Below are 26,316 nucleotides of genomic sequence, written 5' to 3'. Positions count from 1 at the left end.
CCAAAAACGGCAAAAAAACAACCAATATCCAAACAATTACAGCAATACCAACCTCAAAAGGAGAAACATGATTTTCTACCCCTGCAGTTTCCCTAAAATCGTCGTCAGCGTCTGATCGAGGGTCTTCAATTCGTCAGCGTCCATTTCCAAACGCTCGAGTAAACGGGTCGGAACACACTCTGCCTTGTCCTTCAATTGACTTCCTCTATCTGTAAGGGTGATGAGGACGCTTCTTTCATCCTCTGCCGATCGTTTCCTTTCAACGAGCCCGTTCGATTCCATCCTTTTCAGCATGGGGGTGAGCGTACCGGAGTCGAGGAATAGCTTTCGACCGAGTTCTTTCACCGATATCGTTCTTTCTTCCCATAATACCAACAGCGCCAGGTATTGAGGATACGTGACACCGATTTCCTCCAGGAGACTCCGGTAAAGCTTCGTGATCTCCCTCTCAGCTGTATATATTTTAAAGCAGATTTGATTTTCCAGTAAAAGTGGATTCATCATACATGTCGATTCCTTTCTTGAACATACTAATTGTGATTATCATACCGAAAAAAGTATCAGTGTTCAAATTTAATTTTTCACAACTAAATTGTTGACAACTAAATTGAGACCAGTTATAGTTGATCTTGTAGAATTAAATTGTGCACAATACAAAAAAGAGGAGTGAAAGAAATGGATGCATTATACACAGCAAAAGCAACGGCTAAAGGTGGCCGTGAAGGAAAAGTAACAAGCAGTGACGGAGTATTGGATGTGGCGCTTGCCATGCCAAAATCACTTGGTGGCAACGGGGCAGAAGGAGCAACAAACCCTGAGCAGCTATTTGCAGCTGGTTATGCGGCTTGTTTCGACAGCGCTCTTAACTTAGTGTCCCGCCAGGAAAAGAAAAAAATCGAATCCAAGGTAACGGCTGAGGTCTCGATCGGTAAGGATACAGACGGCGGATTCAAATTAGGCGTTGTCCTTTCAGTGGCCGTGAATGGCGTAGAACTGGATGAAGCCAAGCAATTAGTGGAAAAAGCACATGGCGTATGCCCATATTCAAAAGCGACAAATGGAAACATCGAAGTGGAATTACACACGGAACAATTCTAATCACACAGGATGGGCGGCCAATGCTGCCCATCCTTTTTTTGTACTTTCCTCCCCTTCCCCCCTTTTAAATCAGCCGACCCTATACCCCTGAAAAATTTATGTTTTGTTCCTCCCGCCCCAAGGGAATGGAATAGAACAAATTCATTTTCAATGGGGGCACCAGGATGGAATTACATAACGGCCAATTGTTCTGGCCAACGACATTAAAAAATAGAAAAGAAGATTTTGATAAAAAGTATGATGCAGTCATCATTGGAGGCGGTATGTCAGGGGCGTTATGCGCTTATTCACTCGTACAGGAGGGGTTGAATGTCGCCATCATTGAAAAACGGACACTTGCTGCCGGCAGCTCATCCGCCAATACAGGGCTGCTTCAGTTTTCCAATGACGTCATGCTTCATGACTTGATGGAGCAGATGGGAGAAGAGAAGGCGGTCCGTTTTTACTCATTATGTTTAGAAGCAGTGGAGAATCTGGAACAAGTCGCGAAGAATCTGCCGGATTCTCCAGAATTCATTCGCAGAAAAAGCATTTACTATGCGAGCACCTCACGACATGTCCCAAAATTAAAAAAGGAATTTCAAACCCTGCATGAGCACGGTTTTCCAGTGGAGTATTGGTCTCGTAAAGAGATGAAGGACCGATTGCCTTTCTCAAAGCCCGGCGCGTTGATCACCCACGGAGACGCAGAAGTGAATCCATACAAATTCGTAAACGGGATTTTTGACTATTTGAAAGAAGGAAAGCAAACAACCATCTTTGAGAATCTCGAAGCAACGGGTATAGAAGAACATTCTACAGGTGTAAACATCCAAACACCTGACGGGATCATTCAAGCGACGCACTTGATTCATGCAACAGGGTATGAAACACCACCCTTGAATAAAAAAATCGGATCGGACATCAACAGGTCTTACGCCATTGCAACAGAACCGATCGGAGACTTATCCCAATGGGATGACAGAGCCCTCATTTAGGAGACAAAAAGACCTTATTTATATATGCGCACCACGGTTGATAATCGCATCATCGCCGGCGGGTTGGATGAAGATCCTCCCGAAGCACCTCAAAGTGAGAAAAAAATTCAAAAACGAGGAAAACAGATCGAAAAAAAAGTTCAGAAACTGTTTCCCGATTGGAAGATCAAGATGGACTATGCATGGGGGGCAAGCTTCGGGGAGTCACTTGATAACCTTCCTTACATCGGAAGACACCCCGAGAAGGACAGGGTTTATTATCTGCTCGGCTACGGAGGGAACGGAACTGTATATAGCATGCTCGGATCCCACATCCTCCGTGACCTCATCCTGAATCGTCCAAACCAGGATGCAGAAATTGTTAAATTGGACAGATGAATGAAAGGGACGGACCTTCAGTTAAGGTCCGTCCCTTTCAGCATATAATACTTATCGACCTTTTGGATGTGGCCTTCTGTGATCAGTTCTTTTGTCAGGCTGGTGACGGTTTCCCTGGTCGATCCGATGAAGCTTGCTATGTCCTGATGGGTAAGGGGAACATCGATTTTGATCAGATTTTCCTGCCTTTCTCCGAATCGTTTCATCAAAAAGGAGAGGAGACAAAGAATCCTTTCTTTGACGGGGGCATGTATGATGCGTTCCATGAACAGATTCCGCTGTTTCATTTGTTGATTGAGGGCTGAATAGATTTCCGTCACGGCCATGGAATGAGTGACCTTCAAACTATCCACCTGTTTATGAGAGACCATGCGAAGTGCGGTGGATTCGATCGTTTCTGCATACACCCCCTCTTCATCCAAACTGAGACTTGGGATATTACTGAAGATGTCTCCTGCTCCCAGAACGATAAGGAGGGTTTTCCGCCCATCCTCACTATTTTTATATAGTTTGATTTTTCCAGATTCAATTAAATAAAGATGTTTGCTTAACGAAAAAGGCTGGTAAACGACTTCTTTTTTCGAGTAGTGGATGACCCTTCCAAAAAGATTTTCCATCATGGAAGCCGGTTGCAATAAAGATACCGGATTCATGACGCATCCTCCCCATTCGTGTCAAAATGAGAGACAAACTCACCATACCCCTGCTCCCGAAGCTCATCCTTCGGTACAAAACGAAGGGCTGCCGAGTTCATGCAATATCGTAATCCCGTTGGTTTCGGTCCGTCATCAAATACATGTCCGAGATGTGAATCGGCATGTTTACTTCTGACCTCCGTCCGTACCATGAACAACGTCCGGTCCTCTATTTCTACAATATTCTCTTTAACGAGGGGCTTGGTGAAACTCGGCCATCCCGTTCCACTTTTGTATTTATCCTTCGAGCTGAAAAGGGGTTCCCCCGAAACCACATCGACATAGATGCCTTCTTCTTTGTTATCCCAGTATTCATTGTCGAATGCTTCCTCTGTCGCATCTTCCTGAGTGACCTTGTATTGAATTTCCGTCAACTTTTCTTTTAATTCATCATCCGTGAAAGAAGGATAAAGGGAATTGGTTTCCAGTTTGATATGCCGGTCCTTCCCCCATGCTTCATCCAGAAAATCGTCCCTGCCGGAATTACTTCGGTAAAATTTGTAGCTAAATTTATTTTTCTTATAATAATCCTGGTGGTACTCTTCTGCTTTGTAGAAGGTTTTAGCCGGCTGTATCCCGGTTACTATTTTTTCTTTAAAACGCCCCGAGTCCTCAAGTTCCTTCTTGGCCTCTTCTGCCGCCTTCCTTTGTTCTTCATCATGATAGAATATCACGCTGACATACTGGGGTCCCCGATCGACGAATTGTCCCCCCGCATCGGTCGGGTCGATTTGTCTCCAGAAAACCTTTAACAGCTGTTCATAGGTGATCACGTCAGGATCGTATTCAATCTGGACCGCTTCCACGTGTCCCGTCTGCTTGGAAGAAACCTCGTCATAGGTTGGATTTTCCTCGTCACCGCCTGTATATCCAGAGATGACGGAGTATACGCCATCCAATTTTTCAAAAGGTGGCTCCATGCACCAGAAGCATCCCCCTGCAAAGGTAGCGACTGCATGATCTTCATCGATCATATCCGTTTTCACTGCTTCACTCCCCAGCGATTTCTGGGTCACGCTTGCATACAGTTTCGGTCCAAAAAATGCCGCCAGACCCACTAGAAGTATGAGTCCGAGGCCAATCAATCCTTTTTTCATCGTCTCTCCTCCTTGCTATTTTCGAAAGGTAATCGAAACCAAAAGGTACTGCCCGAATGCCCGTCACTTTCCACACCGATTTCACCGCCGTGAAGCTCGATGATTTCCTTACAGATCGAGAGGCCGAGGCCCGATCCTCCCCCGGCTTTGTTACGGGATTTCTCCACCCGATAAAATCGTTCGAAAATGGAAGACTGTTCATCGAGGGGGACACCCTTCCCTTGATCGGTAACAGAACATTCCACCTGTTTTCCTTTTTTCACAGCCCGTACTTCCAGGGCAGTATGGTCAGGCGAGAATGAAAGGGCATTCTGGATAAGGTTCGTCATCACCCTTTTCATTTGGACAGGCATTAAAGGAATGAGTGGCAACCTTTCATCGTACTCGACTTTCAGGGTGATCCCTTTCCTCTCCATCCTTCCCTCGAACGGGAGAATACTGTTGACAAGAAGCTGATCGACCGCGGTTGGCTTGGGATCCCATTTCAGCCTTCTGTTTTCCAACTGGGAAAACTCCAACACCTCTTCAATCAACAGACTTAATTTTTCCGTCTCGGACAGAATGGTTTCGTAATACCGCTTCCTTGTTGCCGGATCTTCGATGATGTCATCATTCAAAGCCGCTACAAAGGAATGGATGGATGACAGGGGTGTCCTGAGGTCATGTGATACATTTGCGATCAGCTCACTTTTGAATTTTTCCGATTCTTTTAATTCCCCAAACATCTCTTCTATTCTTGTGGACATATTATTAAAGTTGGCAGCGAGCTCTTTGACTTCACGGGGACCCTCTTCCGTCACCTTCACATCAAAGTCGCCACCCGCCATCTTCCCGGCTTCCCTGCTCATCTGCTTCACAGATTTCAATAATGGGCTTGTGATCATCAGATTAATAGCAAATGATAACAGCCCTGCCCCCAATGTAATGAGGGAAAGCAGGATGATGATATCGGTAGAAATGAACATCCGGACATACGAGATGGTGAGGAAGATCAGAATCACGACAAGGGAAATCGTGTTGGCTAAAATCAGGAGGGTCCTAATCTTCAACGTGCTTCGCCTCCTCGAACTTGTAGCCGATTCCCCATACCGTTTTAATCCACTTTGGAGCGGATGGATCAACCTCAATCTTCTCCCTTAGCCTGCGGATGTGAACATTGATCGTATTGGCATCCCCAAAATACTCATATCCCCATAACGTTTCGATCAGTTGGGATTTCGAGAATACTTGGGAAGGGTGCTGGGCCAGGAGGGACAATAGTTCGAATTCCTTCACCGTCATGTCGACTTCCTGCCCTTCTGCGATCACTTTCCGTTTATGAGGGTCAATGATCAACCCTTCCCATTCCAGGACCTCTGGGTCTTTTCCTGCAGGTGCAGAATGGGTCCTTCTTAACACATTCTTGACCCGAAGCAACAGCTCCCGAGGGCTGAAAGGTTTGGTGACATAATCGTCCGCTCCTATCGTCAGCCCGTAAATCCGGTCCTTCTCCTGGCCAAGTGCTGTCAGCATGATGATCGGGATGTCATGATCTTCCCTTATTTTTTCGGCTACCTGCCACCCGTCCATTTCAGGCATCATGATGTCAAGGATGACGATATCCGGCTGAAACGATTCATACCGCTCCAGGGCTTCTTTGCCGTTAAAGGCCTCCATCACCTCATAGCCCTCCCGGACAAGATAGCGCGCACAAACATCCACAATATTTTCTTCATCGTCAACCAACAGCACTTTCTTCACCATTCTGATCGTCCCTTCTTTCTATCCCTCTGATTGGGATGCGATCCCTCAAAGGTTCCTGCAAACCCGCTTATTTTCATTGTATCGTTTGTCATAAAGTCTTGCGAAGATGAATCGGCTTCCTTCTAGATCCTGCCTACCATGATAGCCATGAACAACAGTATAAAGACTAAACATTATCGTTTCTTAACGAAATTCTTAACTAATTCTTAAATGCGTCCCCTTCTTTTTGGACAGGCTCTTACGAATCTGCGATAGTAAAAGATATCCAACGAAAAGGAGAATCTTCATGATCACTACTCTTATATTGCTTTTCGCCATCCTTTTGACCATCTTCCTGGTTGTGAAGTATCATCCCGCATTCGGGAAGAAGCCTTCAGGTGAAAGAGTCCACTCTTCACCTCAGTATTCCCGGGGATCCTTTCAAAATCAGATTCCCACTTCCTTGGATTCAAGCTTTTCTTCGTCTGTGTCCATGGTACGGGACCTTGTAAAACGAAACGGGAATCGCAAACCGCATGGGGACCTGCCAAGAGTCCCCTTCCCTTCCTTATCTCACCCCCATCCAGTAACGAATGTAACCTGGTTCGGGCACTCAGCCTCTATGATTGAAATCGATGGAAAGAGGATTTTGCTTGATCCCATGTTTGGAAAAGCCCCTTCCCCCTTTCCGTCGATCGGGGGAAAACGATTTAGCAAGGAGCTTCCATTTCAATTTGGTGAACTACCTCCCATTGACGCCGTGATTTTCTCCCATGACCATTACGATCATCTCGACTACGGCACGATTCGAAGGCTGCGCAATAAAATAAACCGATTCTTTGTGCCGATTGGGGTGGGAAGTCATCTCGAGCGTTGGGGTATCAAGCCGGATCACATCGTAGAGCTTGATTGGTGGGATGAAGTAGAATGGTCCGGCCTTACATTGACCTGTACTCCTGCCCGACACTTCTCCGGCAGAAGCCTGAATGACCGGAACGCTTCCTTATGGTGTTCGTGGTGTATCAGCGGCATTTCCTCCAACATCTTTTTCAGTGGGGATAGTGGGTATGGTCCGCATTTCAAAGAGATTGGTGAGCTGTACGGTCCTTTCGATTTAACCCTGATGGAATGCGGCCAGTATGACCCAAGATGGGCACCGATCCATATGCTCCCTGAAGAGACCGTCCAAGCCCATGTTGACATAAAAGGGAAATGGCTGCTTCCCATCCATTGGGGGGCTTTCACATTATCTTTCCATGAATGGACGGATCCGATTGAACGCGTCACAATATGCGGAAAAGAACGGGATGTCCCCATTGTAACGCCTAAAATCGGGGAAACATTCCTTGTGGAAGGTGATTCATTCCCATCTTCGAAATGGTGGGAATGAACAAACCATTGCCCATATATATATACACTATCTAAGAACGAAAAAGTAGGCGATCAACTATGGGTAATGAGCAAAAAGCCACGTTCGGTGCATGGGTGGGAACCTGAATGTTGTCGGCAGCTGGATTCAGGCGATCGGAGCCATTATTTCAGCTCTCGTACAAACCAAAGGTTCCTCTTCTTGAAGTTGCTCTACATATTCTATTTATAGAATGCAGAGCAACTTCAAATGCTCTACAAGGATGACTGATTTCATACACGGCCTTTTTAGTTGTCATCCTCCTCTGCGGTCATTTTTATAAAATCTCTTTATCTGGGTATGTGCCCATACCATTTCTCTCTGACACGAATACTCATAACCTAGATAGAGAGGAGGTTTTATGCTTTGAATGATTTTCATACAACAGGCAACGGACATTTTATAAACTATGGTGATGTCCGCCGGCCTATCGGACGGGTCGGCTTTGGTAGACCGGGATTTGGATTTGGCGGATTCGGAAGACCAGGATTTGGCTTCAGTCCGTTTTTGGGAGGACTTGCCGGTGGATTATTAGGAGCAGCTTTATTGAGTCCCGGGTATGGGTATGGTTACGGGTATGGATATCCTCCACCGTATTATGGCTATCCACCATATCCTTATTACTATTGATTTCATATAAATCGAAAGGGAACCTGGTCGTGAAAGCGACATAGGTTCCTTTTCTTATTTTCAGAGGTTTTCACGCCTTTTCGATCCCTTGGAGTTAGAGAATCGCCTCAGCTATCAACTCATACGACCTTACTTTGTCTTGGAATTGCGACACATTGGTGATGATCATAAATTCATCGGTTTGATATACTTCACTTAGCATCTGGAGTTCTTCCTTCACTTTTTGAGGGGTTCCGACTATCGTTCTTTTTCTGTTTTCCTTTATTTTTTCTTTTTCGTTCGATGTCAACACTCTTGCCTTTGCTTCTTCTACGGAAGGAATTTCAGTATCAATCCCCTTCTCTACAGCCAATAACCACAAGTCTTGTGTAAGAGCCATTTCTTCTGCTTTCTCCTCGGTTGGAGCGCAAACGACAAAAATACACACATTGCTCAAGGGTCGGGCTAATGAGGCTGATGGTTGAAATCGGGATTGATAATAATCCATCGCCCGCTTCCCATTGACCGGATTGATGAAGTGACCAAAGGTAAAAGCCGTGCCTTTTTCAGCTGCCACCCTGGCACCTCGATGGGTGATGCCCAATATCCATGGAAGTGGAGGAGATGCTGCGTCGGGATAAGCCTTTACGGATTGTTCAGGTGAGAGATGCAAGTAATTCTGAAGTGCCTCGACCTGCCCCGGAAACTCATTCATACTCTTTTTCAATCCATCCGTAAGAGCCATCCGTGTTTCATATGATCCACCGGGGGAACGGCCGATTCCAAGATCGATGCGATTGGGGAATAGAGTTTCCAACACCTTGAAGTCCTCCGCAATTTTGTACGGACTATACTGTGGAAGGAGGACACCTCCAGATCCCACCCGGATCGTATTGGTCACGGACGCAATATGTGAAATCAATACCTGGGGAGCAGAACCCGCCAGGCCGTTCGTATTATGATGCTCTGCTACCCAGAATCGTGTATACCCTAATTCCTCCGTATACTGTGCAAGCTCCACTGTATTCCGAAACGCAGTACCTGCGTCCCCTCCCCTCACAATCACAGACTGATCCAATACACTCAACTTCATCCATGTCACTCCTCCTGTAAACCGAATTTCCTCTAGTATGTACTTACATTATCCCACTAAAATCTAAAGGACCAAAAAAAGCTGCTTAGAGGGACGGACCTCGCTTTTCGTTGGAATATCACGGGAAACACTAACAATAACTCCAGATGAATCCCTCTGTATCAACATTTATGAAGAATAGAGAAAGAGGGACGGACCTCAAAAAACGAGGTCCGTCCCTCCCCTTTACAAGCTTAAATAGATGTGGTTGCCGGATGGGTCCACGGTGAGGATTTTACCGTGATCCTCCTGTATTGCGGCCCCAATGGATTGGAGACTATGAATGATGTTGTTGCGCTTTTCTTCATCTGTGAAATGAAGGGTGAACCAGTTGAGGCCGGCACTGTTTTCAGAAGGAGCCGGTGCGCCTACACCATTCCACGTATTCAATCCTATGTGATGATGGTAGCCTCCGGTCGAAATGAAGAGTGCCTGACTCCCAAAACGGCTTACTACGTTAAAGCCAAGACCTTTCCCGTAGAATTCTTCCGCCGACTTCAAATCCGATACATGGAGATGAATGTGCCCCATCACTGTACCGGCAGGAAGTCCATTCCATACTTCCCCTTCCCCCTCGGCTAATATCCCCCGTGCATCAAGCGGGTTAACAGCCATCTCGACTTGATCACCATGCCATGTCCAGGCAGATGCTGGACGATCCCTGTAGATCTCGATTCCATTCCCATCAGGATCGGATAAATATAATGCTTCACTGACAAGGTGATCAGAAGATCCGAGCTGTATATTCAGTTTGATCAGATGGGAGAGGATCTTACCAAGATCTTCTCTACTTGGCAGCAATAAAGCAAAATGATATAACCCCGTCGTCCGGGGTTCTTTAGGAAATGTTTCTTCAAGCTCTTCAATGGATAACAGAGAGTGAATACCGTCAACCGTTAAAGTGGCCCGTTTTTCTGATTGCTCCAGCACTTTAAACCCGATCACTTCCTTGTAAAAAGAAAGAGATCGCTTCAAATCTTGTACGATCAGGCTCACTTCCCCAACAAACGTATGTGGTTCTTTATGAAAGTTCATTATGGTTCCTCCGATTTATGTTTAGACGTATTGAATTAAGTTACTTTATGTAACTAATTTTAATTTAATAACTAAATTCCGTCAAGTAATTAAATTACCCTATTACCCGTTATATGGTATACTACAAATTAGAATTGCCATGATTAAAGGAGGCATTGAAGATGAACCAATCTGAAATATGTCCACGATTTGAAAAAGCGATAGGCATCTTAAGTCAGCGATGGACGGGACTCATCATATATCAACTGCTTTCCGGTCCCCAACGGAACTGCACCATCAAAGACGCAATAGGTATCAGTGGCAGACTTCTATCCGAGCGATTAAAGGATCTTGAACAAGAAGGAATCGTTACACGGACCGTCTATCCTGAAACACCGGTGCGGATTGAATATTCGTTAACAAAGAAAGGACATTCTTTAGAGCCTTTAATGAAGAATATAGAGAAGTGGTCCCAGAAGTGGATTGAAAGGGAATGAGAGCCCGTTTGTTATTAATGGGCTCCTTTTTGGGTGAGAAAAATAAAAACTTCTATATTTGCAGGGTAATAAGTCGATGATAGGAATAAGTATAGCAACAAAGTGGGAATATGAAGCGACATTGGAGTATTTTAGCATAAAAGATCATGAACGTTTTAATTATCCTTATGGTGAGTATTTCATAAGAAGAATGCATGATACCGAACTGGTTTTTTATAGTACCGGTGTAAGAAAAGTGAATGGTGTTGGTGGTAATCAGTATATGATTTCTAAATTCAACTTAACGAAAGTTATCGTTGCCGGAACATGTGCAGGAATAGACGATACGTTCAGTAATTTGGATATTTTTGTACCTGATAAAGCCGTTCAATATGATTGCACAGTAAAAGAAGTCGAGCCTCTTATTAAACAATCCTTTATAGTCGATATTGATCTATCCAAATACGGAAATGATTTTTACACCGGAACAATTGGCACCGCTGATAAAGCAGTCGTTATGTGGAAGGATTATTTAGAACTTAAAGAAAACGAAATAACCATAGCCGATACAGAAGCGGGTGCCATTGCTTATATATGCAGGAAGAATGATGTTGAATGCATCATTATTAAGGGCATATCTGATTTTCCAACAGATGAAGGAACCTCTGATAAATTTGAGTCAAACATGGCACAGATTAATGTTTATTTAGAAAACACACCCAAAGTGATGAACAAAATATTGGGCGAATATTTAAGTAGATTTATCTAATCTTAAAAATCCAGAGTCATTGGCTCTGGTTTTTTTACTGATCATTATATTCTCCATAAAACACACCCTCCCCCAACAAAAAACCATTCCCTTCCCACCCCCACCATAGTATATTTAGAGTAACGAAATAAATCGACTGCGAGGGACGGACCTACTATGTGGAAAAATAAGAATGTGTGGATATTATTGATCGGGGAATTCATTGCCGGGCTTGGATTATGGCTCGGAATCATCGGAAACTTGGAGTTTATGCAAGAGAAGGTGCCTTCTGATTTCCTGAAGTCGGTCCTGTTAGCTTCAGGCCTCCTGGCCGGCCTTGCTGTCGGTCCCTTGGCCGGCAAAATAACGGATCAGGCTAATAAAAAAACCGTGATGCTTGTATCTGGATTCACACGGGCACTCAGTGTCGTTTTCATGCTCTTCGCTATATATACGGGCTCGGTACTATGGATGGTCGTCTTTTTAGTCAGTATCCAAATCTCTGCTGCCTTCTATTTCCCTGCCCTTCAGGCTGCCATTCCGATGGTGGTGAAAGAGAAGGAACTGTTGCAGATGAACGGGGTGCATATGAATGTGGCGACTCTTTCAAGGATCCTCGGGACGGCATTAGCGGGAATCCTGCTGGTGATCATTTCTTTATCGATGCTGTATGTTCTTTCGCTGATAGCTTATCTTGCCCTGTTCGGCATGACCTGGTTCCTGACCATCGACGAAAATGAGACGACACATGTCAAATCGCAAGGCAACAAGCCTAAAGCCGCAAGCTTCAAAGAAGTGTTTCCGGTCATCAAAGGGCTTCCCATCGTGTTCATGACCCTCGTGATGACACTCATCCCGCTATTATTTATCGGCGGATTCAACTTGATGGTCATCAACATCAGTGAACTTCAGGATAGTTCCGCCATTAAAGGATGGATTTATACTGCTGAGGGAATCGCTTTTATGACTGGCGCATTTGTAGTGAAAAAAATCGGTGAGAACGTTTCGCCATATAAGATTCTGTTCACCTTCAGCTTTGTCATCGGGATTGCGCAAATGCTTCTTTATTTTGCTACAAGTCCTGTCATGTCGGTGCTTGCCTTCACTGTGTTCGGCTTCTCTGTAGGGTGCTTCTTCCCGACAGCTGCCACCATTTTTCAAACACGGATCCCGAAAGAATTTCACGGACGCTTCTTTTCGTTCCGGAATATGCTAGACCGGCTGATCTTCCAAGTTGTCCTGCTTTTAACAGGTCTCTTATTAGATCTTGTCGGGTTACAGATCATGACGTTTTTATTCGGAATCCTCTCCCTTGTGATGACAGGGCTTTTCTACTCGAAATACAGACAGCACAGAACGACTGCTTTATCCGAACAAGCAAGTTAGCTCACAACTATTTGTGGGCTTTTTTGTATAACATTGAGAATTATTATCAATACTATATAAAAAGAAGACAACCACGCCTATGGTTGCCTTCTCTCCTCTTACATACCCGGTTCGAATGTTTTGCAATCCGTTTCTTCGCTGTTGTGCGCTTTGTTCCCTTTATGACTGACAACGAAAATCTGGTCAGCAGAACACTTCTTTCCTTCACTGTTGTACCTGCAGTTGCTAACTTCACATAATACGTCTTGTGCCATGGTTTTTTACACCTCCCCTGTACCATTAGAGTGTACGTTTCATCTCAGCTTCATACCTTCACTTTAAGATCTTGGCCATTCAAAAAAGGACTTACCCGCATAGAGTAAGTCCCCCTTTTTAAACCCTACAATTCCACTGCTTTCACCGTATGATCCACGGAGTCTTTCTTTCTTTTTGTTACGAGTTTATACGCTGCGACAGTTACGAGTACCACCCCGCTGCAAATCATATACAGGGACGGGAAACCGAGATGTGAGGAAACGAGCCCCAGCACAAATGAGCCGACGGCAATCCCCAGGTCATAAAAAATGAAGAAAGTGGCCGTCGCATGTCCTGTTCTCCTTTTAGGCGCGGCCTGGATGGACATGGTCTGGAAGCTTGGAAGCAGTGCACCATAACCAAGGCCGATGAGGGTCCCCGCCATCAATAATAACGTGACGGAATGGGTGACGCTCAGAAGGATCAATCCGATCGCAAAGATAAAAAGGGACGGATAGATGACGGCATGTGGTCCTGACTGGTCAAATAACCGTCCTGTAAATGGCCGGGACAACAGCATGGCCGCTGCAAAGACGACGAAGAATAAGCTGACCGATTCGAACAGACCGACAGACTTCGCATAAACGGAGATGAAGGACATGATTCCCGAGTAGGCAAATGACGTCAGGAAACCGACCAATGCAATCGGAATGGCTTTCACTTCCATTAAATCCTTAAAGGTCAGGCGCCTCGATATACTCCGTTCGACCGCGTCATCCTCTCTCACCTGAATGGCAAATGAACAGAGAAATCCGATGACGATGACCCATGCAAGCCCCATAAACAATGAACTGTACGGGATCCACCGGATGAGGGCTAACGAAAGGAACGGTCCGACCACAACCGCCAAGTTCATGGACATGGCAAAATAGCCAAGCCCCTCTCCCTTCCTGTGGGCTGGGATCATATCTGCGGCTATCGCCACCAGGACCGTCGAGCCGATGCTGAACCAGATACCATGGAAAAAGCGGAGCCCCATTAAAAGATAAAAATCATGGACCCAGAAGTAAATGAATGAAGAGACACCAAACATGAGCACACTCATGATCAGCGTCTTTTTCTTGCCCAGAAGCTCAATGATTTTCCCCGAAAATGGCCTCACGATAATCGCCGATATCAAGAAAACCGTCGTCGCAAGCCCCGCCTGCCCTTCTGTCCCATGAAGTTCATCGATCACATATAGGGGCAGGACGGTCAACAATGAGTAAAACACTAAAAAGATGAAAAAATTATTCAGTAACGCCATAAAAAAAGGCCGTGTCCAAATCGTTTGTTTCGTTGAATGATCCAAAAAAATTCTCCTCTGTCAAATTAGTTGTTATACTAATTATATCTATAACATGTATATTTGTAAATATAGTTGTTGTGACAATCATTTTGAAATTCGTTCTCAAAATATCTCTTTTTTCATGTATGATAAGGAGAAGAAATGAATGTAGAAGGTGAATATTAGTGACCATATCCCGAGATGAATCCATCGGCTTGTACACAAGCCACACAGTGAAGAATATCATTCGATTCCTCACCCTCCATCTGAAAGAATTCGATGTGACGCCCGAGCAGTGGACGGTGTTGAAGACACTGGCTGAACAGGATGGGATCAGCCAAAAACAGCTTGCCCTGAAGGCAGAAAAAGACCAGCCGACCGTGACCAGGATACTGGATATTTTGGAAAGAAAAGAACTGATCTACAAACAGAAAAACACCGAGGATAGAAGATCTTTCCTTATTTTCATCACAGAAAAAGGAATGACAGCGAAGGACGAGCTCTCCCCTTTTATCGAAAGCTTATATGAAGGCACGATTCTTAGAGGAATTTCCGAAGAGGAATTAGAAGTATATAAGAGCGTTCTTTCTCAAATCAACGCGAACATCACAAGAGGATAGGAGTGTTGGGATGAAACAAATGTCAATTGCCCTCCAAATGTATACACTTCGAAACGAGGCGGAAAAAGATTTCATCGGTACACTGCAAAAAGTGGCTGAGTTGGGCTATGAAGGTGTGGAACTCGCCGGATATGGGGGATTTTCCCCGAAAGAGCTAAAAGGGGTACTCGATGACCTGGGACTCCGGGCCGTCTCCAGTCATATTCCCCTCTCTGAGCTAAGAAGCAATGGGGATGCCGTGATCCATGATCAGCTTGAGCTCGGCAGCAGTTACATCGTATGCCCATATCTGCCGCCTGAAGAACGGAGCGAGGAAGATTATTTCCGATTGATCGATGACCTGAACTCCATTGGCGAAAAGTGTTTCAACGAAGGACTCACCCTTTGCTATCACCATCATGATTTCGAATTAACGAAGCTCTCAAACGGGGAAACGGCACTCGGGACGATCCTTTCTGAAACCAACCCCCATTGGGTCAAAGCGGAGTTCGATCTCTATTGGCTTACCTACGCCGGGGAAAATCCGTTGACGTGGCTGAAGCGTTACCAGGGGCGGACGCCGCTTGTCCACTTAAAGGATATGACGACGGATGGAGAACAATTTTTTGCCGAATTGGGTGCTGGTGGTGTGGACCTCGCCCCTGTCCTGGAGTTTGGCAGGCATAGTGATGTGGACTGGTGGATTGTCGAACAGGACCAGTCCAGGATCCCACCCATCGACAGCGTCCGGATGAGTCTTGAATACTTGCGTCACAACAACGTATAACGTACAAAGGAGAGCCCGATGAACGGCTCTCCTTTAAATCATTTTAGCTTCGCTACGATTTTACCTTTTACATGGCGTTCAGATAAACGGCTCAGAGCTCCCGGGACTTCTTCAAGAGCAACCGTCTCCTTCAGCATCGCATCCAACTTTCCTTGTTCCAATAAGGTAAGCATCTCATCCCCGATGACGGTAAAATCTCTCTGCGCTTTAAAGTCGTCGGTTTGATGTGCCGCTGCAAGAGCGATTTCGTGATAGGAAACCACTTTTGTAAATGATGGGACTTTCGTGAAATCAGGTGCACCGGCGATGTATACCATATGACCCATATAGGCGAGTGCATCAAGAGAGTCTGTCGCGCTTTGTCTGCTGACAGCATCCACGACAGCGTCCACCCCACGGCCATCCGTGATTTCCATGACCCTCGCATTGACGTCTTCTTCACGATAGTCGATGACATAATCGGCTCCGAGTGACTTCACATACTCATGATTATGACGGGAAGCGGTGGAGATGACAGTCTTTCCTGCGAGTTTCGCCAGCTGGACACCGAATCCGCCTACTCCACCTGCACCCCCGTGAATCAAGATCGTTTCGATCTGATCAAGGGGTAATTTGCGGTGAATGGCCTGATACGCCGTATAACCTGCAGTAGGAAGTGCCGCCGCATCTTCAAAGGACACGCTGTCCGGGATGCGTGAAACGGTATGTGCCGTTATAATGGCATATTCTGCATATCCGCCTTTCTTCGTGAAATCACCATGATAAACGACACGGTCTCCCTCTTTGAAATCTGTCACTCCCTCACCGACTTGTGACACCACACCCGCTACATCCAAACCGAGGATATGCGGATAGGACCAGGCAGACATCCCATTCGTGGCTGTTTTATAATCAACCGGGTTCAATCCGACCGCGTGGACTTCCACGAGAAGTTCTCCTTTTTGCGGTGAAAGCGTTTCGATTTCCTCCACCTTCATGTCTTTCCATAAACCTTTATCTTTTAAAAGCAATGCTTTCATTATAGTCATCTCCTTACAAGAGTATATATTCATTATTTTGTCTTCATGGTATATAATATATACTGTTAATAAAGAATACAAGTAGGCACTATTTAGTATCCTAGTTACCGAATAGAAACCTGGGCTCAATAAGAATGGTTGGTTCAGCTGTTGAATTTGTCTAATTATTCAGCTGCTGATTTCCGGGTGTTTTTCAGCAGGTGAATACAGTCTGATTTTCAACAGCTGAATTATGTTGATTATTTGACTGTTAAAAAACCCTCTATCTTTACCTGTTAAAAAAGATAAGAATGTTAACAGATGAATCCCGCACATTTTTCAGCTGACAAATCCTGCAAAAACCAAGGAGGTACCCATATGAAACAACTGAACCCCCAATACCAATGTGCCATTGACCTTGTGATCGATGTGATCGGAGGTAAATGGAAGGTCTTGATACTGTGGAATTTAAATGAAGGTGTGAAACGATTTAATGAACTGAAGAGGTCCATGCCGAACATCACGCAAAAGATGCTTACCCAGCAGCTCCGTGAGTTGGAGGAGCACGGCCTTGTAAAGCGTACCGTTTATCAGGAAGTCCCGCCGAAAGTGGAATATTCCACGACTGAGATGGGGAAGAAGCTGCAAACCACCCTTTTTGAAATGTGTAAATGGGGTGATGAATATGCGGAGCAAGAAGGGATCGAGATGAATCGCTGCTGGACGACATATAATTTCATGGAGAATGATCAGTAGCACCAGAAGGACTTGTCCACCGTGGACAAGTCCTTTCATCATTACTTGGAGAGAATCTGCCCCAGTGCCTTTTCCACTGTATCATATTGAAAGACGAATCCTTCCTTTTCCAATCGTTCAGGGATGACCCATCTGCTTTTCAGGACCAGTTCGGTTTCCGTTTTGATAAACAGGGCACCTGCTTCAAGCATCCATTTCGGGGTCGGGAGTCCTACCTTCTTGTTCATCACCGTCCTTAAGTGTGCCATGAATTCGCGATTGGTGACTGGATTTGGGGACGAACAATTGAAGACTCCAGTTAGGTCCCTCTTCTCATTCAGAAAAAGAATGGTCCGGAACACGTCTTCCACATGAATCCAGCTGAATCTCTGCTCGCCTGGACCCTGTACCCCGCCAAGACCGTATTTGACCAGATTTTTATAGGGTGTCATCACACCGCCATCCGGTCCTAATACGATGGCGATTCTTAAGGCCGCCTGCCTGGTTGCCGGTAACGAAATGGAGAAGAATGCTTCCTCCCATGCTTTTGCTACGTCAACGGAAAAGCCCGTACCGATTTCGCCCTCTTCTTCCGTCATGGGCCGGTCCTCTGCATGACGGTAGATCGTTGCCGTACTGGAATTGATCCATAATGGCGGGGGATTTTGACACTGTAAAAGGGCATTCCCCAATGTAATCGTGGTTTCCGTCCTGGACCTGAAGATTTCCGCTTTATTTTTCTCATTGTACCGGCAGTCGACTGACTTTCCGGCAAGATTGATGAGCATTTCCGCTCCTTCCAGTGACTGAACAATATCGGTGGGACGATCCCAGGATACATGGTGAGGCTGTCTTGAAATGATGGTTACTTTATAGCCTCTCTCAAGAAATTTCTTCTTAAGATACTGTCCGATAAAACCTGTTCCCCCTGCTATGACGATTTTCTTCTCCACCGTATCAGCTCATTTCATCGTATATTTTGTGAAATTATTCACATTTATTATACCAAATCCTGTCACTCATTTAAACCTGATTTTTCTTGATTGCCCCATGCACAAAAAATAGTGGAATATTCCTAGAAAAATATTTTTTCATGAATGGAATAGATAATCGCAGAAATTCACCTCAAATTTGTTATATATCGACATTAACAAACACTAAATATTTCAAATTTACTGATAATTACCAATTATTTCATTGTCAACCCTCTCATTTTTTACTAGACTACTAATTAGCCACCGGGGCAAAAGAAATAGCTATTTCCAAAATCTAAGATCAAAAGGGGAAATTGTAATTATGTCGAAAAAGAAATTAGTCAGTTTAGCTCTAGGTACTTCTCTTGTATTCAGCGCCTCCTTTACGGGTGCTTCCGCATTCGCCCAGTCTTCAGATTCTATTACTTCAAAAATGGAGATCCATCAAAAGGTCATGAACATAGATAAAAAAGGGCCAAGCTTTTTATCTGGTAAACTATCAAAAGGAATTGTAAAGAACGATCAAGACGTGAAGCAGTTCATAAAGGATAATAAAGATCTTTTCGCCATCGATCCCCATTCTGAACTGACATTACTGGAAAAGACGACAGATGATCTGGGAATGTCTCATTATCGATTCACGCAATCAGTGGACGGTGTTCCAGTTGAAGGAGCCATCTTCATTGTCCATACAAATAAAAAGAATGAAGTGACGGCTACGACGGGTCAACTTTACAAGGAAGCCTCTAAAAAGGTGACCAAGACAAAATCAACAATCAATCAAAAATCGGCTACAGATCTAGCTTGGAAGCATATAGGTCTATCTAAAGCCGACACAGTGTCAGGAACTCAAAACGAGCACTCCATTGATGCGAAGAAAGAAAGTAAAGTGGAAAGCACGAACGTGAAAAATGATCTTGTCATCCATGAAAAAGACGGGAAGTTCACCCTCGCGTATAAAGTGCAGCTTCAATTCATCGAGCCTTATGGAGCGAACTGGCAGATTTATGTGGACGCTAGTGACGGTTCCATTGTCGAAGCTTTCAACGCTGTCACTGATGCAGCAACGACAGGAAGCGGCTACGGAGTTTTAGATGACTATAAAACTCTCAATACTTATTCTTCAAACGGTACTTATTACTTATACGATGTGACAAAGCCAATGAACGGTGTCATTGAGACATTTACGGCCAGAAATGGATCAAGCCTTCCGGGGAGCTATTCCGTTGACAGCAATAACTCCTGGACTGCTTATTCCCAAGCGGCTGATGTAGATGCCCATGCATATGCAGGCAAAGTCTATGACTATTATAAAAACACACATAACCGCAATAGCTTCGACAATAACGGAGCCACCATCCGCTCTACTGTCCATTATGGATCGAATTACAATAATGCATTCTGGAATGGTTCACAGATGGTATATGGTGACGGAGACGGATCTACTTTCACATCCCTATCAGGCGCACTGGATGTCGTTGCCCATGAGCTGACTCATGCCGTTACGGAACGTACTGCCGGATTACAGTATCAATATCAATCCGGGGCCCTGAACGAATCATTCTCTGATGTGTTCGGTTACTTCTTAGATCCGGGTGATTACCTGATGGGTGAAGATGTGTACACACCAGGAATCTCAGGAGACGCTCTTCGCAGTCTATCGAATCCTGCTAAATACGGACAACCGGAACATATGAACAACTACGTGAACACTTCTTCCGATAACGGAGGCGTTCATACAAACTCCGGTATCCCGAATAAAGCGGCTTACAACACCATCACAAGCATCGGGAAAGCAAAAGCGGAAAAAATCTACTACCGTGCCCTTACTGTTTACTTAACACCAACAAGTAATTTCAGTTATGCACGTGCAGCCCTTCTTCAATCTGCTGCAGATCTTTACGGAAGCGGAAGCTCTACTTACAATTCCGTCAAAGCTGCATGGGATGCAGTAGGAGTGTATTAATTTCGATCATGATATATGACAAGAAGCCGTCCTTTTGGGGCGGCTTCTTGTTATGAGAGATTCAGATTATTAATAAAAAGGACGGTTTAATGATCTTTTGGAGGTCAAGTCATACACTGATCAATCACGACAAATTTCAACTTCTTTCCCGGGAAATGGTGTTGATATTTAAAAGAAAAAGGAGAAGAGGGTCGACTCTCTTCTCCTTTTCCTTTTATCCCTGCCGGTAATCATCATACAGAGGTGACTTTCCGGCGTTGTTTATCAAGCACACTCATGACGGACCACTTGTCACTTCCGGTGATCGAAAGCATGACAGACAATGCCAACAGCACTAATGGAAACTCATATCCGCCGATGAGGCCCATTTTAAATTTCACCAGTATGATCGCCCCCAACATGGTGACCGCCAATGCCACGGCTGATGGAATCACATAGAAACCGATGATCAACATCAGCCCCCCTGCGGCTTCTATGACGGTTGTAGTATAGGCCATGATGGGCGGTAAGCCGATTTGATCAAACATCCTGATGGTTTGTTCCATATTCATTATTTTTTGCAATCCATGTGCGACCATGATCATTCCTAATATGACCCTTCCAATGAGAAGGGACCACTCTACTCTATTGTTCATCTCCAACACTCCTCTTTCATTAGCTAACGACCGAGCATACGATTTGGATCACTTCGCTGCTATAGTAAGGGAGATCATGGAGAGGGATTATTCGCGCCGTTCAAAAGGAAGGGTCATACACCGGATCCCGCCCCCGCCTTTTTCAAGCTCGTTCACATCCACTTCAATCAGTTTTATACCTTTCAACCCTGGATGATCCTTCAATATCTTCTTATTGGCTTTCGTGCTCACAAGCAGGGTCTCCGGGTTCAGGTTCAGGAAATTGATATCCGCGACCGTATGCTTTACGTCATCCGTCCATAGAACGTCGAAGCCCTGACGCTGGATGAAGTCTTCCATCATCACGTATCTGCCGCCCTTTTCTGAAATTACTTGTACAGGGAACAATCTCATATAACTTTTGGCAATGAGGAGATCGGCACCTGCTACATTACAATTCATATCGAGATGCATCGTTTCCCCTGTCCGGGGCAGATCGATGATGCCGATTTCTGAAAATCCCGCCTGAAAGATCTTCCCCTTCATTTCTTCGACGCTTTCAATACTGGACCTCAAACCGGTATTGATGAAGACAGCATCCTTGTTCAATACGAATACATCCCCATTCTCCAGTGCCTTCAATCGGTTATTATCCTGAATGGAAAACGTACTTTCATCAAACCAGGTTCGAAACAATTCATGACTGTGGACATATTCAGGGGCTCTCATTGTAATGCCTGCATCACCCGGGATCACCGTATTCCCGTATACACAGGCCAGATCCCTTACAAAAACACGGTTAATGAGCATGGGATTCAGCCCGGCAGCTTCATCCTTAAGGTACCGGGAGTAATCTATGACCCTTACACCCTCGTCTTCCATTGCCCGGATCATCTCTTCGTGGTTTTGTTTCGCTTTTTCCTGGTCCACCGGTTTTTCCCACCCTACATAATCCGCCGTCCGTTGATCGGGTATATCGAGTGAGGAAGGTGAACATACCATGACCGTCTTCAATTCCCCATGTTCACTCCAGCAATTCGGATGAATCTTTTCCATCAGCCAACCTCCTTGTTTTCAGTATTCCTTACTTTCTCCTTTTTCATGGAAATCATCCCGACACTCTGCACATAATTCAGGAGATCCTACGTCACACTATGAAGGATAAAGGTCAGGTGAAGAAATATGAGTAAGTGTACGAATCAAACAAATCTTTCATGGTGGCAGCTCTCTTTCATCGGTGTAGGCTGCATCATCGGAACGGGATACTTCCTTGGTTCTGCGATCCCGATTCAGCGGGCCGGTTCTTCGGTTCTCATTGCCTATTTCGTGGCCGGTATCGGAACATGGATGGTGTTCCAGGCCCTTGCCAAATTGACGGCGGAGCACCCGGAGAAAGGCTCATTCCGGACATATGCAAAACAGGCCTACGGTTCCTGGGCAGGGTTCAGCAATGGATGGGTGTATTGGTCTGCCGAGATGTTGATCATGGGGAGCCAGTTGACGGCTCTCGCGCTTTTCGCTCAATTTTGGTTCCCCGGAGTCCCACTTTGGATATTCACCGCAGGATTTGCCATTCTCGGTTTAATGATCATCCTGATGGGGGTCCGGAAAGTGGAGCAGATGGAGAATATGTTCGGGGTGATGAAAGCAGCCGCCATCGTGATGTTCATCATCATTGCAGGTTTCGCTATGTTCGGTTTTCTTGGGGACGGGGCTGCGGGCGGGGAAATTCACTCCCCCTTTAAGGAAATCCTTCCACACGGAGGAAAAGGATTATGGCTCGCGCTGCTGTTTGCCTTTTATGGATTCGGGGGCATTGAAGTAATGGGATTGATGGCACAGGAATTGAAAGATCCAAAGGATGCCCCGAAATCAGGGAATATCATGCTCCTGATCTTAACGGCCCTTTATCTTCTTTCCTTTTATCTCGTTTTGAAGCTTGTGCCGGCAAGCAGGATCGATCCAAATGAGAGCCCGTTTCTCACTGCCCTTAAACAGTATAATATTCCCTGGGTGCCGCACGTCTTTAATTCCATTTTGATCATTGCAGGGTTTTCCACCATGGTCGCTTCCTTATATGCCGTCACGACGATGCTTGTTGCATTGGCGGAAGAAGGCGATGCTCCGGCTGTCTTTGCCAAAAAGGGGAAATGGAAGGTCCCGCTGCCGGCTTTTGGACTGACCACATTGGTCGTTGCGTTGTCCATTGTCGTTGCCATGCTGCTTCCGGATAAACTGTTTGAATATGTAACGACCGCTGCCGGTCTGATGCTTCTTTATACGTGGGTGTTCATTCTGGCTTCCTTTCATAAGCTCATGAGCAAAACAGCCTGGGATTTGACCCGGTCCATCATCGCCCTGCTCCTGATCCTGTTCGCAATCAGCGGTACCCTTCTTGATCAAGTGAGCCGGGTTGGCTTCTTTGTCAGTCTCGGATTCATCCTGCTGATCGGACTGGCTGCATTTATAAAAGAAAAAAGAGTTAAGCATGAGCCTTAACTCTTCATTTTCTTATGCATATGGGAAAAAGGGCATTTGCTCATGGAAGAATCATCATCGGTGAGATAATATTGCTTCCACTCATAGTTATCTTCCTGTCCGTACCATTTCAAGCTTGGATGAGGCTCGGCTTCGTCATATTCGACAAGCCGCTTGCGGATGACTTTCTTCAGTTTCTGACCGAATGCCGTAGAAGAATTGATTTCATCAAACACCCAGCGCGGCTGGAAGGCTAACAGAAAATAAGGGAAGTGGCGGCTTTTCCGGACAATGTGGGCAGGTGTCGCACAGAAGGCGAAATAGGGCTCACCGTCAAAACAAAACTCCCATGTATGATCGTGGGGATCCTTGGAGATATGGTCCGGCCACTTTTTTTCATCCAACTGATGCACCCGATTCAACAGACTCCAGAAAATCTGTTGATACGATTCGACGGAGTGGTTTTCTGAATCGGCCTCCCCCGAATGAAAAAACACAACAAGAGATGCGTATTTTCCCGTGCTCCTTGACATTTGACCGTATTCTTTCAATAGGGACGCAAGCTTCTCTGATGCCCCTTCGTTTCGGGGATCTTCTGCGAATCCGAAACGCAATGTATCCGTTTGAAAGCCTTGTTTGCCTGGTACGCATGGATATGGATGTTCCTCATCGCACATCATTGCCGAGAAGTGGCCATAGGCTTCTTGCTGCCATGGGGTGAGTTCTTCCATGTGTTGATCGATCCAACTTTTTGAGCATAGCATGTAGGCGATCCCTCCTAAGATTACTCATTTATCCTATTAGGAGGGACCAAAGTGGGTGTCTGTCTAGCCAAATATTAACCTGCAAGCCTGGACGCCGAAATAAATGCCAAATCCCATCAGAACGATACCGGATACAATGGAGATGACTCGAAGGATCCCGGGACTCACGAGCTTCCTGGCACCCGTCGCGACACCCGCCATCGTCACATCCCAAAGCGTGATCCCGAGGAAGATCCCCAAGCTGTACAACAGAATCTGTCCTGATTGATAAGAGCTTGACGTCTGTGCAAGGATCGAACCATAGATGCCAAGCCAAAATAAAATGCTCAATGGATTCGAAATGGCCATAAAGAAGCCGGTGCGGAACGCTTTTCCTTTCGTTTCACTTTGACTTTGCTGGGAGGTTGCTTCAAGAGATCCCGACTTTTGGATGCTTTCAATTCCCGTGTAGGTCAACACAAAAAAGCCAAAGATCCATAAAAATAATTTAATGACCGGTGTATCGATAAATTGAGCTACCCCAAAATAGATGAGGAGCATAAAGACCCCATCCGCTACCATCCCCCCAAGTCCGATCAGCCAGGCATGGAAAAAACCGAAGCGGATCCCCTTGTCCAATTGAGCGGCATTGATCGGCCCCATGGGTGCAGAGAGGGATAGACCCAAAACGATATAACTTATAAATATACTCATATCCGACCACCTTCAAATTGACTTCTCTCTATTGTATTCGGACAGGCTAAGAAGTATTAGACCAATACGGGAGTCATACATAATTTTATCTGTTGCGGTTATTCTAATCATCGAAACCATTACATCCGAGGAGGAACGAGAATGCAAAATCAAAACCAATCCAATATGGCGCCACAACCCGGGGCTCAAATGCCACCGAATATGATGAACACTCAAAGTAAGGACCATGGAGGTCATGAGCTGTTCGATGCCCACGAAGTCATCGCAGGTGTCATCAGCATGCTGGACCAATATCAAATGTATGATCAGCACATCCAGGATCCGGAGTTAAAAGATATTCTAAAGCGGCAAACTTCTTTTGTGACGACTATGTACAACTCAATTGTGGGAAGTTTTTCGAGCGGACATGATCCACAGGTCCCGACACAGCAGTATAAAATGACCCAAAACCATACCACCACATACGGAATCAAGCCGGGAGCACCGAAAAAACCGAATCAGTCCGTCAGTGAGCTTTCAGATAAAGGCTTGTCTGCTTATATGCTCGGACAGACCAAATCCCTGTCTACACTTCTTGCCATGACGGCTCTCGAGATGACGAATCCCGTATTGCGCCGTGTTGTAGCAGACAGTGTACCGAACTTCATCGAAATGAGTTATGAAATATTCCTTTATCAAAATAAGCATGGTTACTATCAGGTTCCTCAACTGAATGAACAGGATATGAACCTTATGCTGCAAAGCTATACAACTGCTCCACAGCAGAATCTTCCCCAATAATAGCTATCTGTGCCTGCACCTTCATTGATGCGGGCATTTTTTTATTTGTGAGCCCATTGAACCACTTCCTCCCCCATACATAGAATGGAAAGAAAGTGATAGTGGGAGGTGTGTTTCATTGATTCATACAGTAAAGACAGGAGAGACTCTTGGTCAGATATCAAGGGATTACCGGACGCCGCTGCCTCTCATCGTGGATGCGAATCCTGGTATCAATCCGGATCAAGTATACCCTGGACAGACAATTACCATTCCCGGAATCCCCGATACCACCGGGAATCCCTACAGAATTCAAGTGTCGGTAAACAACCGTACACTCCAATTATTCAAAGATGGTGTTCAAGTAAAGCAATACCCCATCGCAGTGGGAAGGGTTCTCTTTGAAACCCCCATCGGGGAATTCATCATCATTAATAAAGCACCGAATCCAGGGGGCCCTTTTGGAACGATGTGGATGAGTCTGTCAAAAGAAAGCTACGGAATCCATGGTACCAATAACCCGAGTTCAATAGGAAAAGCCGTATCCAGAGGGTGTATACGAATGAATAACAAAGATGTAGAGGAGCTCTCGGAACTCATTCCAATCGGTACGCCGGTCTTAATCACTCCATAAAATGAAAAAAGCGT

The 26,316-nt window shown here is 45.4% G+C and carries 28 protein-coding genes and 1 pseudogene; 14 read left to right on the top strand and 15 right to left on the bottom strand.

Annotated features, from left to right (window positions below):
* Nucleotides 1-75: 75 nt before the first annotated feature.
* Entirely contained in the window at nucleotides 76-504 is a 429-nt protein-coding gene (locus CN378_RS00730) for a MarR family transcriptional regulator (RefSeq protein ID WP_179884751.1), read from the bottom strand.
* 171 nt (nucleotides 505-675) lie between these two features.
* Here CN378_RS00730 and CN378_RS00725 point away from each other — a divergent pair, with 171 nt between their 5' ends.
* Both CN378_RS00725 and CN378_RS00720 read left to right on the top strand, forming a co-directional pair.
* The gene (locus CN378_RS00725) at nucleotides 676-1,098 is read left to right on the top strand and encodes an organic hydroperoxide resistance protein (protein ID WP_098350020.1); all 423 of its coding nucleotides are present in this window, start codon (nucleotides 676-678) and stop codon (nucleotides 1,096-1,098) included.
* Between the two features lie 164 nt (nucleotides 1,099-1,262).
* Nucleotides 1,263-2,453 (top strand): annotated as a pseudogene (locus CN378_RS00720) (NAD(P)/FAD-dependent oxidoreductase).
* A gap of 17 nt (nucleotides 2,454-2,470) precedes the next feature.
* On the opposite strand, the gene CN378_RS00715 reads toward CN378_RS00720, so the two are convergent.
* Genes CN378_RS00715 through CN378_RS00700 form a run of 4 tightly spaced genes read right to left on the bottom strand, consistent with a single transcriptional unit; the run spans nucleotide 2,471 to nucleotide 5,988 of the window.
* Nucleotides 2,471-3,106 carry a Crp/Fnr family transcriptional regulator gene (locus CN378_RS00715; RefSeq protein WP_098350019.1) on the bottom strand — a complete coding sequence of 212 codons (636 nt, stop codon included), beginning with the start codon at nucleotides 3,104-3,106 and terminating at the stop codon, nucleotides 2,471-2,473.
* Nucleotides 3,103-4,245 carry a peptide-methionine (R)-S-oxide reductase MsrB gene (msrB, locus tag CN378_RS00710; RefSeq protein ID WP_098350018.1) on the bottom strand — a complete coding sequence of 381 codons (1,143 nt, stop codon included), beginning with the start codon at nucleotides 4,243-4,245 and terminating at the stop codon, nucleotides 3,103-3,105. Before msrB ends, CN378_RS00715 begins: the two co-directional genes overlap by 4 nt.
* Nucleotides 4,242-5,294, bottom strand: coding sequence for a sensor histidine kinase (locus CN378_RS00705; protein WP_098350017.1), 1,053 nt, complete (start codon nucleotides 5,292-5,294; stop codon nucleotides 4,242-4,244). Before CN378_RS00705 ends, msrB begins: the two co-directional genes overlap by 4 nt.
* Nucleotides 5,284-5,988 (bottom strand): response regulator transcription factor, encoded by a 705-nt coding sequence (locus tag CN378_RS00700; RefSeq protein ID WP_098350016.1) that lies wholly within the window; start codon nucleotides 5,986-5,988, stop codon nucleotides 5,284-5,286. Before CN378_RS00700 ends, CN378_RS00705 begins: the two co-directional genes overlap by 11 nt.
* Nucleotides 5,989-6,274: 286 nt before the next feature.
* Here CN378_RS00700 and CN378_RS00695 point away from each other — a divergent pair, with 286 nt between their 5' ends.
* On the top strand, nucleotides 6,275-7,357 hold the full coding sequence (locus CN378_RS00695) for an MBL fold metallo-hydrolase (protein WP_098350015.1): 1,083 nt from the start codon (nucleotides 6,275-6,277) through the stop codon (nucleotides 7,355-7,357).
* A gap of 420 nt (nucleotides 7,358-7,777) precedes the next feature.
* A complete protein-coding gene (locus CN378_RS00690) occupies nucleotides 7,778-8,005 on the top strand; it encodes a spore coat protein (protein ID WP_098350161.1) in 228 nt (75 codons plus the stop codon).
* 94 nt (nucleotides 8,006-8,099) lie between these two features.
* Here CN378_RS00690 and CN378_RS00685 read toward each other — a convergent pair whose 3' ends face one another.
* Both CN378_RS00685 and CN378_RS00680 read right to left on the bottom strand, forming a co-directional pair.
* Entirely contained in the window at nucleotides 8,100-9,077 is a 978-nt protein-coding gene (locus tag CN378_RS00685) for an LLM class flavin-dependent oxidoreductase (RefSeq protein WP_098350014.1), read from the bottom strand.
* A 225-nt stretch (nucleotides 9,078-9,302) separates the two neighbouring features.
* Nucleotides 9,303-10,151: a VOC family protein gene (locus CN378_RS00680; RefSeq protein WP_098350013.1), complete on the bottom strand. Its 849-nt coding sequence runs from the start codon at nucleotides 10,149-10,151 to the stop codon at nucleotides 9,303-9,305.
* Between the two features lie 161 nt (nucleotides 10,152-10,312).
* Here CN378_RS00680 and CN378_RS00675 point away from each other — a divergent pair, with 161 nt between their 5' ends.
* From CN378_RS00675 to CN378_RS00665, 3 genes are all read left to right on the top strand, one after another.
* Complete coding sequence (locus CN378_RS00675) at nucleotides 10,313-10,627, top strand: winged helix-turn-helix transcriptional regulator (RefSeq protein ID WP_098350012.1); 315 nt, start codon at nucleotides 10,313-10,315, stop codon at nucleotides 10,625-10,627.
* Nucleotides 10,628-10,703: 76 nt separating this feature from the next.
* A complete protein-coding gene (locus CN378_RS00670) occupies nucleotides 10,704-11,375 on the top strand; it encodes a 5'-methylthioadenosine/S-adenosylhomocysteine nucleosidase family protein (protein WP_098350011.1) in 672 nt (223 codons plus the stop codon).
* A 156-nt stretch (nucleotides 11,376-11,531) separates the two neighbouring features.
* Nucleotides 11,532-12,740: an MFS transporter gene (locus CN378_RS00665; RefSeq protein WP_098350010.1), complete on the top strand. Its 1,209-nt coding sequence runs from the start codon at nucleotides 11,532-11,534 to the stop codon at nucleotides 12,738-12,740.
* Between the two features lie 98 nt (nucleotides 12,741-12,838).
* Here the strand turns inward: CN378_RS00665 and CN378_RS00660 are convergent, their stop codons facing one another.
* Entirely contained in the window at nucleotides 12,839-12,994 is a 156-nt protein-coding gene (locus CN378_RS00660; RefSeq protein WP_079532121.1) for a DUF1540 domain-containing protein, read from the bottom strand.
* Nucleotides 12,995-13,119: 125 nt separating this feature from the next.
* A complete protein-coding gene (locus CN378_RS00655; RefSeq protein ID WP_098350160.1) occupies nucleotides 13,120-14,280 on the bottom strand; it encodes an MFS transporter in 1,161 nt (386 codons plus the stop codon).
* A gap of 206 nt (nucleotides 14,281-14,486) precedes the next feature.
* On the opposite strand from CN378_RS00655, the gene CN378_RS00650 reads away from it, so the two are divergent.
* Together CN378_RS00650 and CN378_RS00645 are read left to right on the top strand one after the other, a co-directional pair.
* Nucleotides 14,487-14,921, top strand: coding sequence for a MarR family winged helix-turn-helix transcriptional regulator (locus tag CN378_RS00650; RefSeq protein WP_257140955.1), 435 nt, complete (start codon nucleotides 14,487-14,489; stop codon nucleotides 14,919-14,921).
* A 10-nt stretch (nucleotides 14,922-14,931) separates the two neighbouring features.
* Nucleotides 14,932-15,687, top strand: a complete 756-nt coding sequence (locus CN378_RS00645; protein ID WP_098350009.1) for a sugar phosphate isomerase/epimerase family protein — start codon at nucleotides 14,932-14,934, stop codon at nucleotides 15,685-15,687.
* A 38-nt stretch (nucleotides 15,688-15,725) separates the two neighbouring features.
* Here CN378_RS00645 and CN378_RS00640 read toward each other — a convergent pair whose 3' ends face one another.
* The gene (locus CN378_RS00640; protein WP_098350008.1) at nucleotides 15,726-16,706 is read right to left on the bottom strand and encodes a zinc-binding dehydrogenase; all 981 of its coding nucleotides are present in this window, start codon (nucleotides 16,704-16,706) and stop codon (nucleotides 15,726-15,728) included.
* Nucleotides 16,707-17,063: 357 nt separating this feature from the next.
* On the opposite strand from CN378_RS00640, the gene CN378_RS00635 reads away from it, so the two are divergent.
* Nucleotides 17,064-17,441 carry a winged helix-turn-helix transcriptional regulator gene (locus CN378_RS00635; RefSeq protein ID WP_098350007.1) on the top strand — a complete coding sequence of 126 codons (378 nt, stop codon included), beginning with the start codon at nucleotides 17,064-17,066 and terminating at the stop codon, nucleotides 17,439-17,441.
* 41 nt (nucleotides 17,442-17,482) lie between these two features.
* Here the strand turns inward: CN378_RS00635 and CN378_RS00630 are convergent, their stop codons facing one another.
* On the bottom strand, nucleotides 17,483-18,373 hold the full coding sequence (locus CN378_RS00630; RefSeq protein WP_098350006.1) for a TIGR01777 family oxidoreductase: 891 nt from the start codon (nucleotides 18,371-18,373) through the stop codon (nucleotides 17,483-17,485).
* Nucleotides 18,374-18,716: 343 nt separating this feature from the next.
* Between CN378_RS00630 and CN378_RS00625 the strand changes: the two genes are divergently transcribed.
* The gene (locus CN378_RS00625; protein ID WP_098350005.1) at nucleotides 18,717-20,360 is read left to right on the top strand and encodes a M4 family metallopeptidase; all 1,644 of its coding nucleotides are present in this window, start codon (nucleotides 18,717-18,719) and stop codon (nucleotides 20,358-20,360) included.
* 233 nt (nucleotides 20,361-20,593) lie between these two features.
* Here CN378_RS00625 and CN378_RS00620 read toward each other — a convergent pair whose 3' ends face one another.
* Entirely contained in the window at nucleotides 20,594-20,995 is a 402-nt protein-coding gene (locus tag CN378_RS00620) for a DoxX family protein (protein ID WP_098350004.1), read from the bottom strand.
* A gap of 87 nt (nucleotides 20,996-21,082) precedes the next feature.
* Nucleotides 21,083-22,030 (bottom strand): arginine deiminase family protein, encoded by a 948-nt coding sequence (locus CN378_RS00615; RefSeq protein ID WP_098350003.1) that lies wholly within the window; start codon nucleotides 22,028-22,030, stop codon nucleotides 21,083-21,085.
* A gap of 126 nt (nucleotides 22,031-22,156) precedes the next feature.
* On the opposite strand from CN378_RS00615, the gene CN378_RS00610 reads away from it, so the two are divergent.
* On the top strand, nucleotides 22,157-23,473 hold the full coding sequence (locus CN378_RS00610) for an amino acid permease (protein ID WP_098350002.1): 1,317 nt from the start codon (nucleotides 22,157-22,159) through the stop codon (nucleotides 23,471-23,473).
* On the opposite strand, the gene CN378_RS00605 is transcribed toward CN378_RS00610, so the two are convergent.
* Entirely contained in the window at nucleotides 23,470-24,225 is a 756-nt protein-coding gene (locus tag CN378_RS00605; protein ID WP_098350001.1) for a YqcI/YcgG family protein, read from the bottom strand. The genes CN378_RS00610 and CN378_RS00605 overlap by 4 nt on opposite strands.
* A gap of 54 nt (nucleotides 24,226-24,279) precedes the next feature.
* On the bottom strand, nucleotides 24,280-24,909 hold the full coding sequence (locus CN378_RS00600; RefSeq protein WP_098350000.1) for a LysE family transporter: 630 nt from the start codon (nucleotides 24,907-24,909) through the stop codon (nucleotides 24,280-24,282).
* Between the two features lie 141 nt (nucleotides 24,910-25,050).
* On the opposite strand from CN378_RS00600, the gene CN378_RS00595 reads away from it, so the two are divergent.
* A complete protein-coding gene (locus CN378_RS00595; protein WP_098349999.1) occupies nucleotides 25,051-25,689 on the top strand; it encodes a spore coat protein in 639 nt (212 codons plus the stop codon).
* A gap of 118 nt (nucleotides 25,690-25,807) precedes the next feature.
* Nucleotides 25,808-26,302 carry a L,D-transpeptidase family protein gene (locus CN378_RS00590; protein WP_098349998.1) on the top strand — a complete coding sequence of 165 codons (495 nt, stop codon included), beginning with the start codon at nucleotides 25,808-25,810 and terminating at the stop codon, nucleotides 26,300-26,302.
* Nucleotides 26,303-26,316: the final 14 nt, after the last annotated feature.

The organism is Bacillus sp. AFS015802 (assembly GCF_002561455.1).
GTDB lineage: Bacteria > Bacillota > Bacilli > Bacillales > Bacillaceae_B > Rossellomorea.
Note: the sequence above shows the minus strand (reverse complement) of the source record. Positions and strands in the feature narration are given on the sequence as shown.

Bases quoted from the DNA above. Each gene is read 5' to 3' on its own strand.
- CN378_RS00635 (WP_098350007.1), top strand. From the start codon at position 17,064: ATGAAACAACTGAACCCCCAATACCAATGTGCCATTGACCTTGTGATC.
- CN378_RS00680 (WP_098350013.1), bottom strand. From the start codon at position 10,151: ATGAACTTTCATAAAGAACCACATACGTTTGTTGGGGAAGTGAGCCTG.
- CN378_RS00670 (WP_098350011.1), top strand. From the start codon at position 10,704: ATGATAGGAATAAGTATAGCAACAAAGTGGGAATATGAAGCGACATTG.
- msrB (WP_098350018.1), bottom strand. From the start codon at position 4,245: ATGAAAAAAGGATTGATTGGCCTCGGACTCATACTTCTAGTGGGTCTG.
- CN378_RS00610 (WP_098350002.1), top strand. From the start codon at position 22,157: ATGAGTAAGTGTACGAATCAAACAAATCTTTCATGGTGGCAGCTCTCT.
- CN378_RS00675 (WP_098350012.1), top strand. From the start codon at position 10,313: ATGAACCAATCTGAAATATGTCCACGATTTGAAAAAGCGATAGGCATC.
- CN378_RS00660 (WP_079532121.1), bottom strand. From the start codon at position 12,994: ATGGCACAAGACGTATTATGTGAAGTTAGCAACTGCAGGTACAACAGT.
- CN378_RS00640 (WP_098350008.1), bottom strand. From the start codon at position 16,706: ATGAAAGCATTGCTTTTAAAAGATAAAGGTTTATGGAAAGACATGAAG.
- CN378_RS00700 (WP_098350016.1), bottom strand. From the start codon at position 5,988: ATGGTGAAGAAAGTGCTGTTGGTTGACGATGAAGAAAATATTGTGGAT.
- CN378_RS00725 (WP_098350020.1), top strand. From the start codon at position 676: ATGGATGCATTATACACAGCAAAAGCAACGGCTAAAGGTGGCCGTGAA.
- CN378_RS00615 (WP_098350003.1), bottom strand. From the start codon at position 22,030: ATGGAAAAGATTCATCCGAATTGCTGGAGTGAACATGGGGAATTGAAG.
- CN378_RS00685 (WP_098350014.1), bottom strand. From the start codon at position 9,077: ATGAAGTTGAGTGTATTGGATCAGTCTGTGATTGTGAGGGGAGGGGAC.
- CN378_RS00715 (WP_098350019.1), bottom strand. From the start codon at position 3,106: ATGAATCCGGTATCTTTATTGCAACCGGCTTCCATGATGGAAAATCTT.
- CN378_RS00595 (WP_098349999.1), top strand. From the start codon at position 25,051: ATGCAAAATCAAAACCAATCCAATATGGCGCCACAACCCGGGGCTCAA.
- CN378_RS00600 (WP_098350000.1), bottom strand. From the start codon at position 24,909: ATGAGTATATTTATAAGTTATATCGTTTTGGGTCTATCCCTCTCTGCA.
- CN378_RS00625 (WP_098350005.1), top strand. From the start codon at position 18,717: ATGTCGAAAAAGAAATTAGTCAGTTTAGCTCTAGGTACTTCTCTTGTA.
- CN378_RS00645 (WP_098350009.1), top strand. From the start codon at position 14,932: ATGAAACAAATGTCAATTGCCCTCCAAATGTATACACTTCGAAACGAG.
- CN378_RS00665 (WP_098350010.1), top strand. From the start codon at position 11,532: ATGTGGAAAAATAAGAATGTGTGGATATTATTGATCGGGGAATTCATT.
- CN378_RS00695 (WP_098350015.1), top strand. From the start codon at position 6,275: ATGATCACTACTCTTATATTGCTTTTCGCCATCCTTTTGACCATCTTC.
- CN378_RS00655 (WP_098350160.1), bottom strand. From the start codon at position 14,280: ATGGCGTTACTGAATAATTTTTTCATCTTTTTAGTGTTTTACTCATTG.
- CN378_RS00620 (WP_098350004.1), bottom strand. From the start codon at position 20,995: ATGAACAATAGAGTAGAGTGGTCCCTTCTCATTGGAAGGGTCATATTA.
- CN378_RS00730 (WP_179884751.1), bottom strand. From the start codon at position 504: ATGATGAATCCACTTTTACTGGAAAATCAAATCTGCTTTAAAATATAT.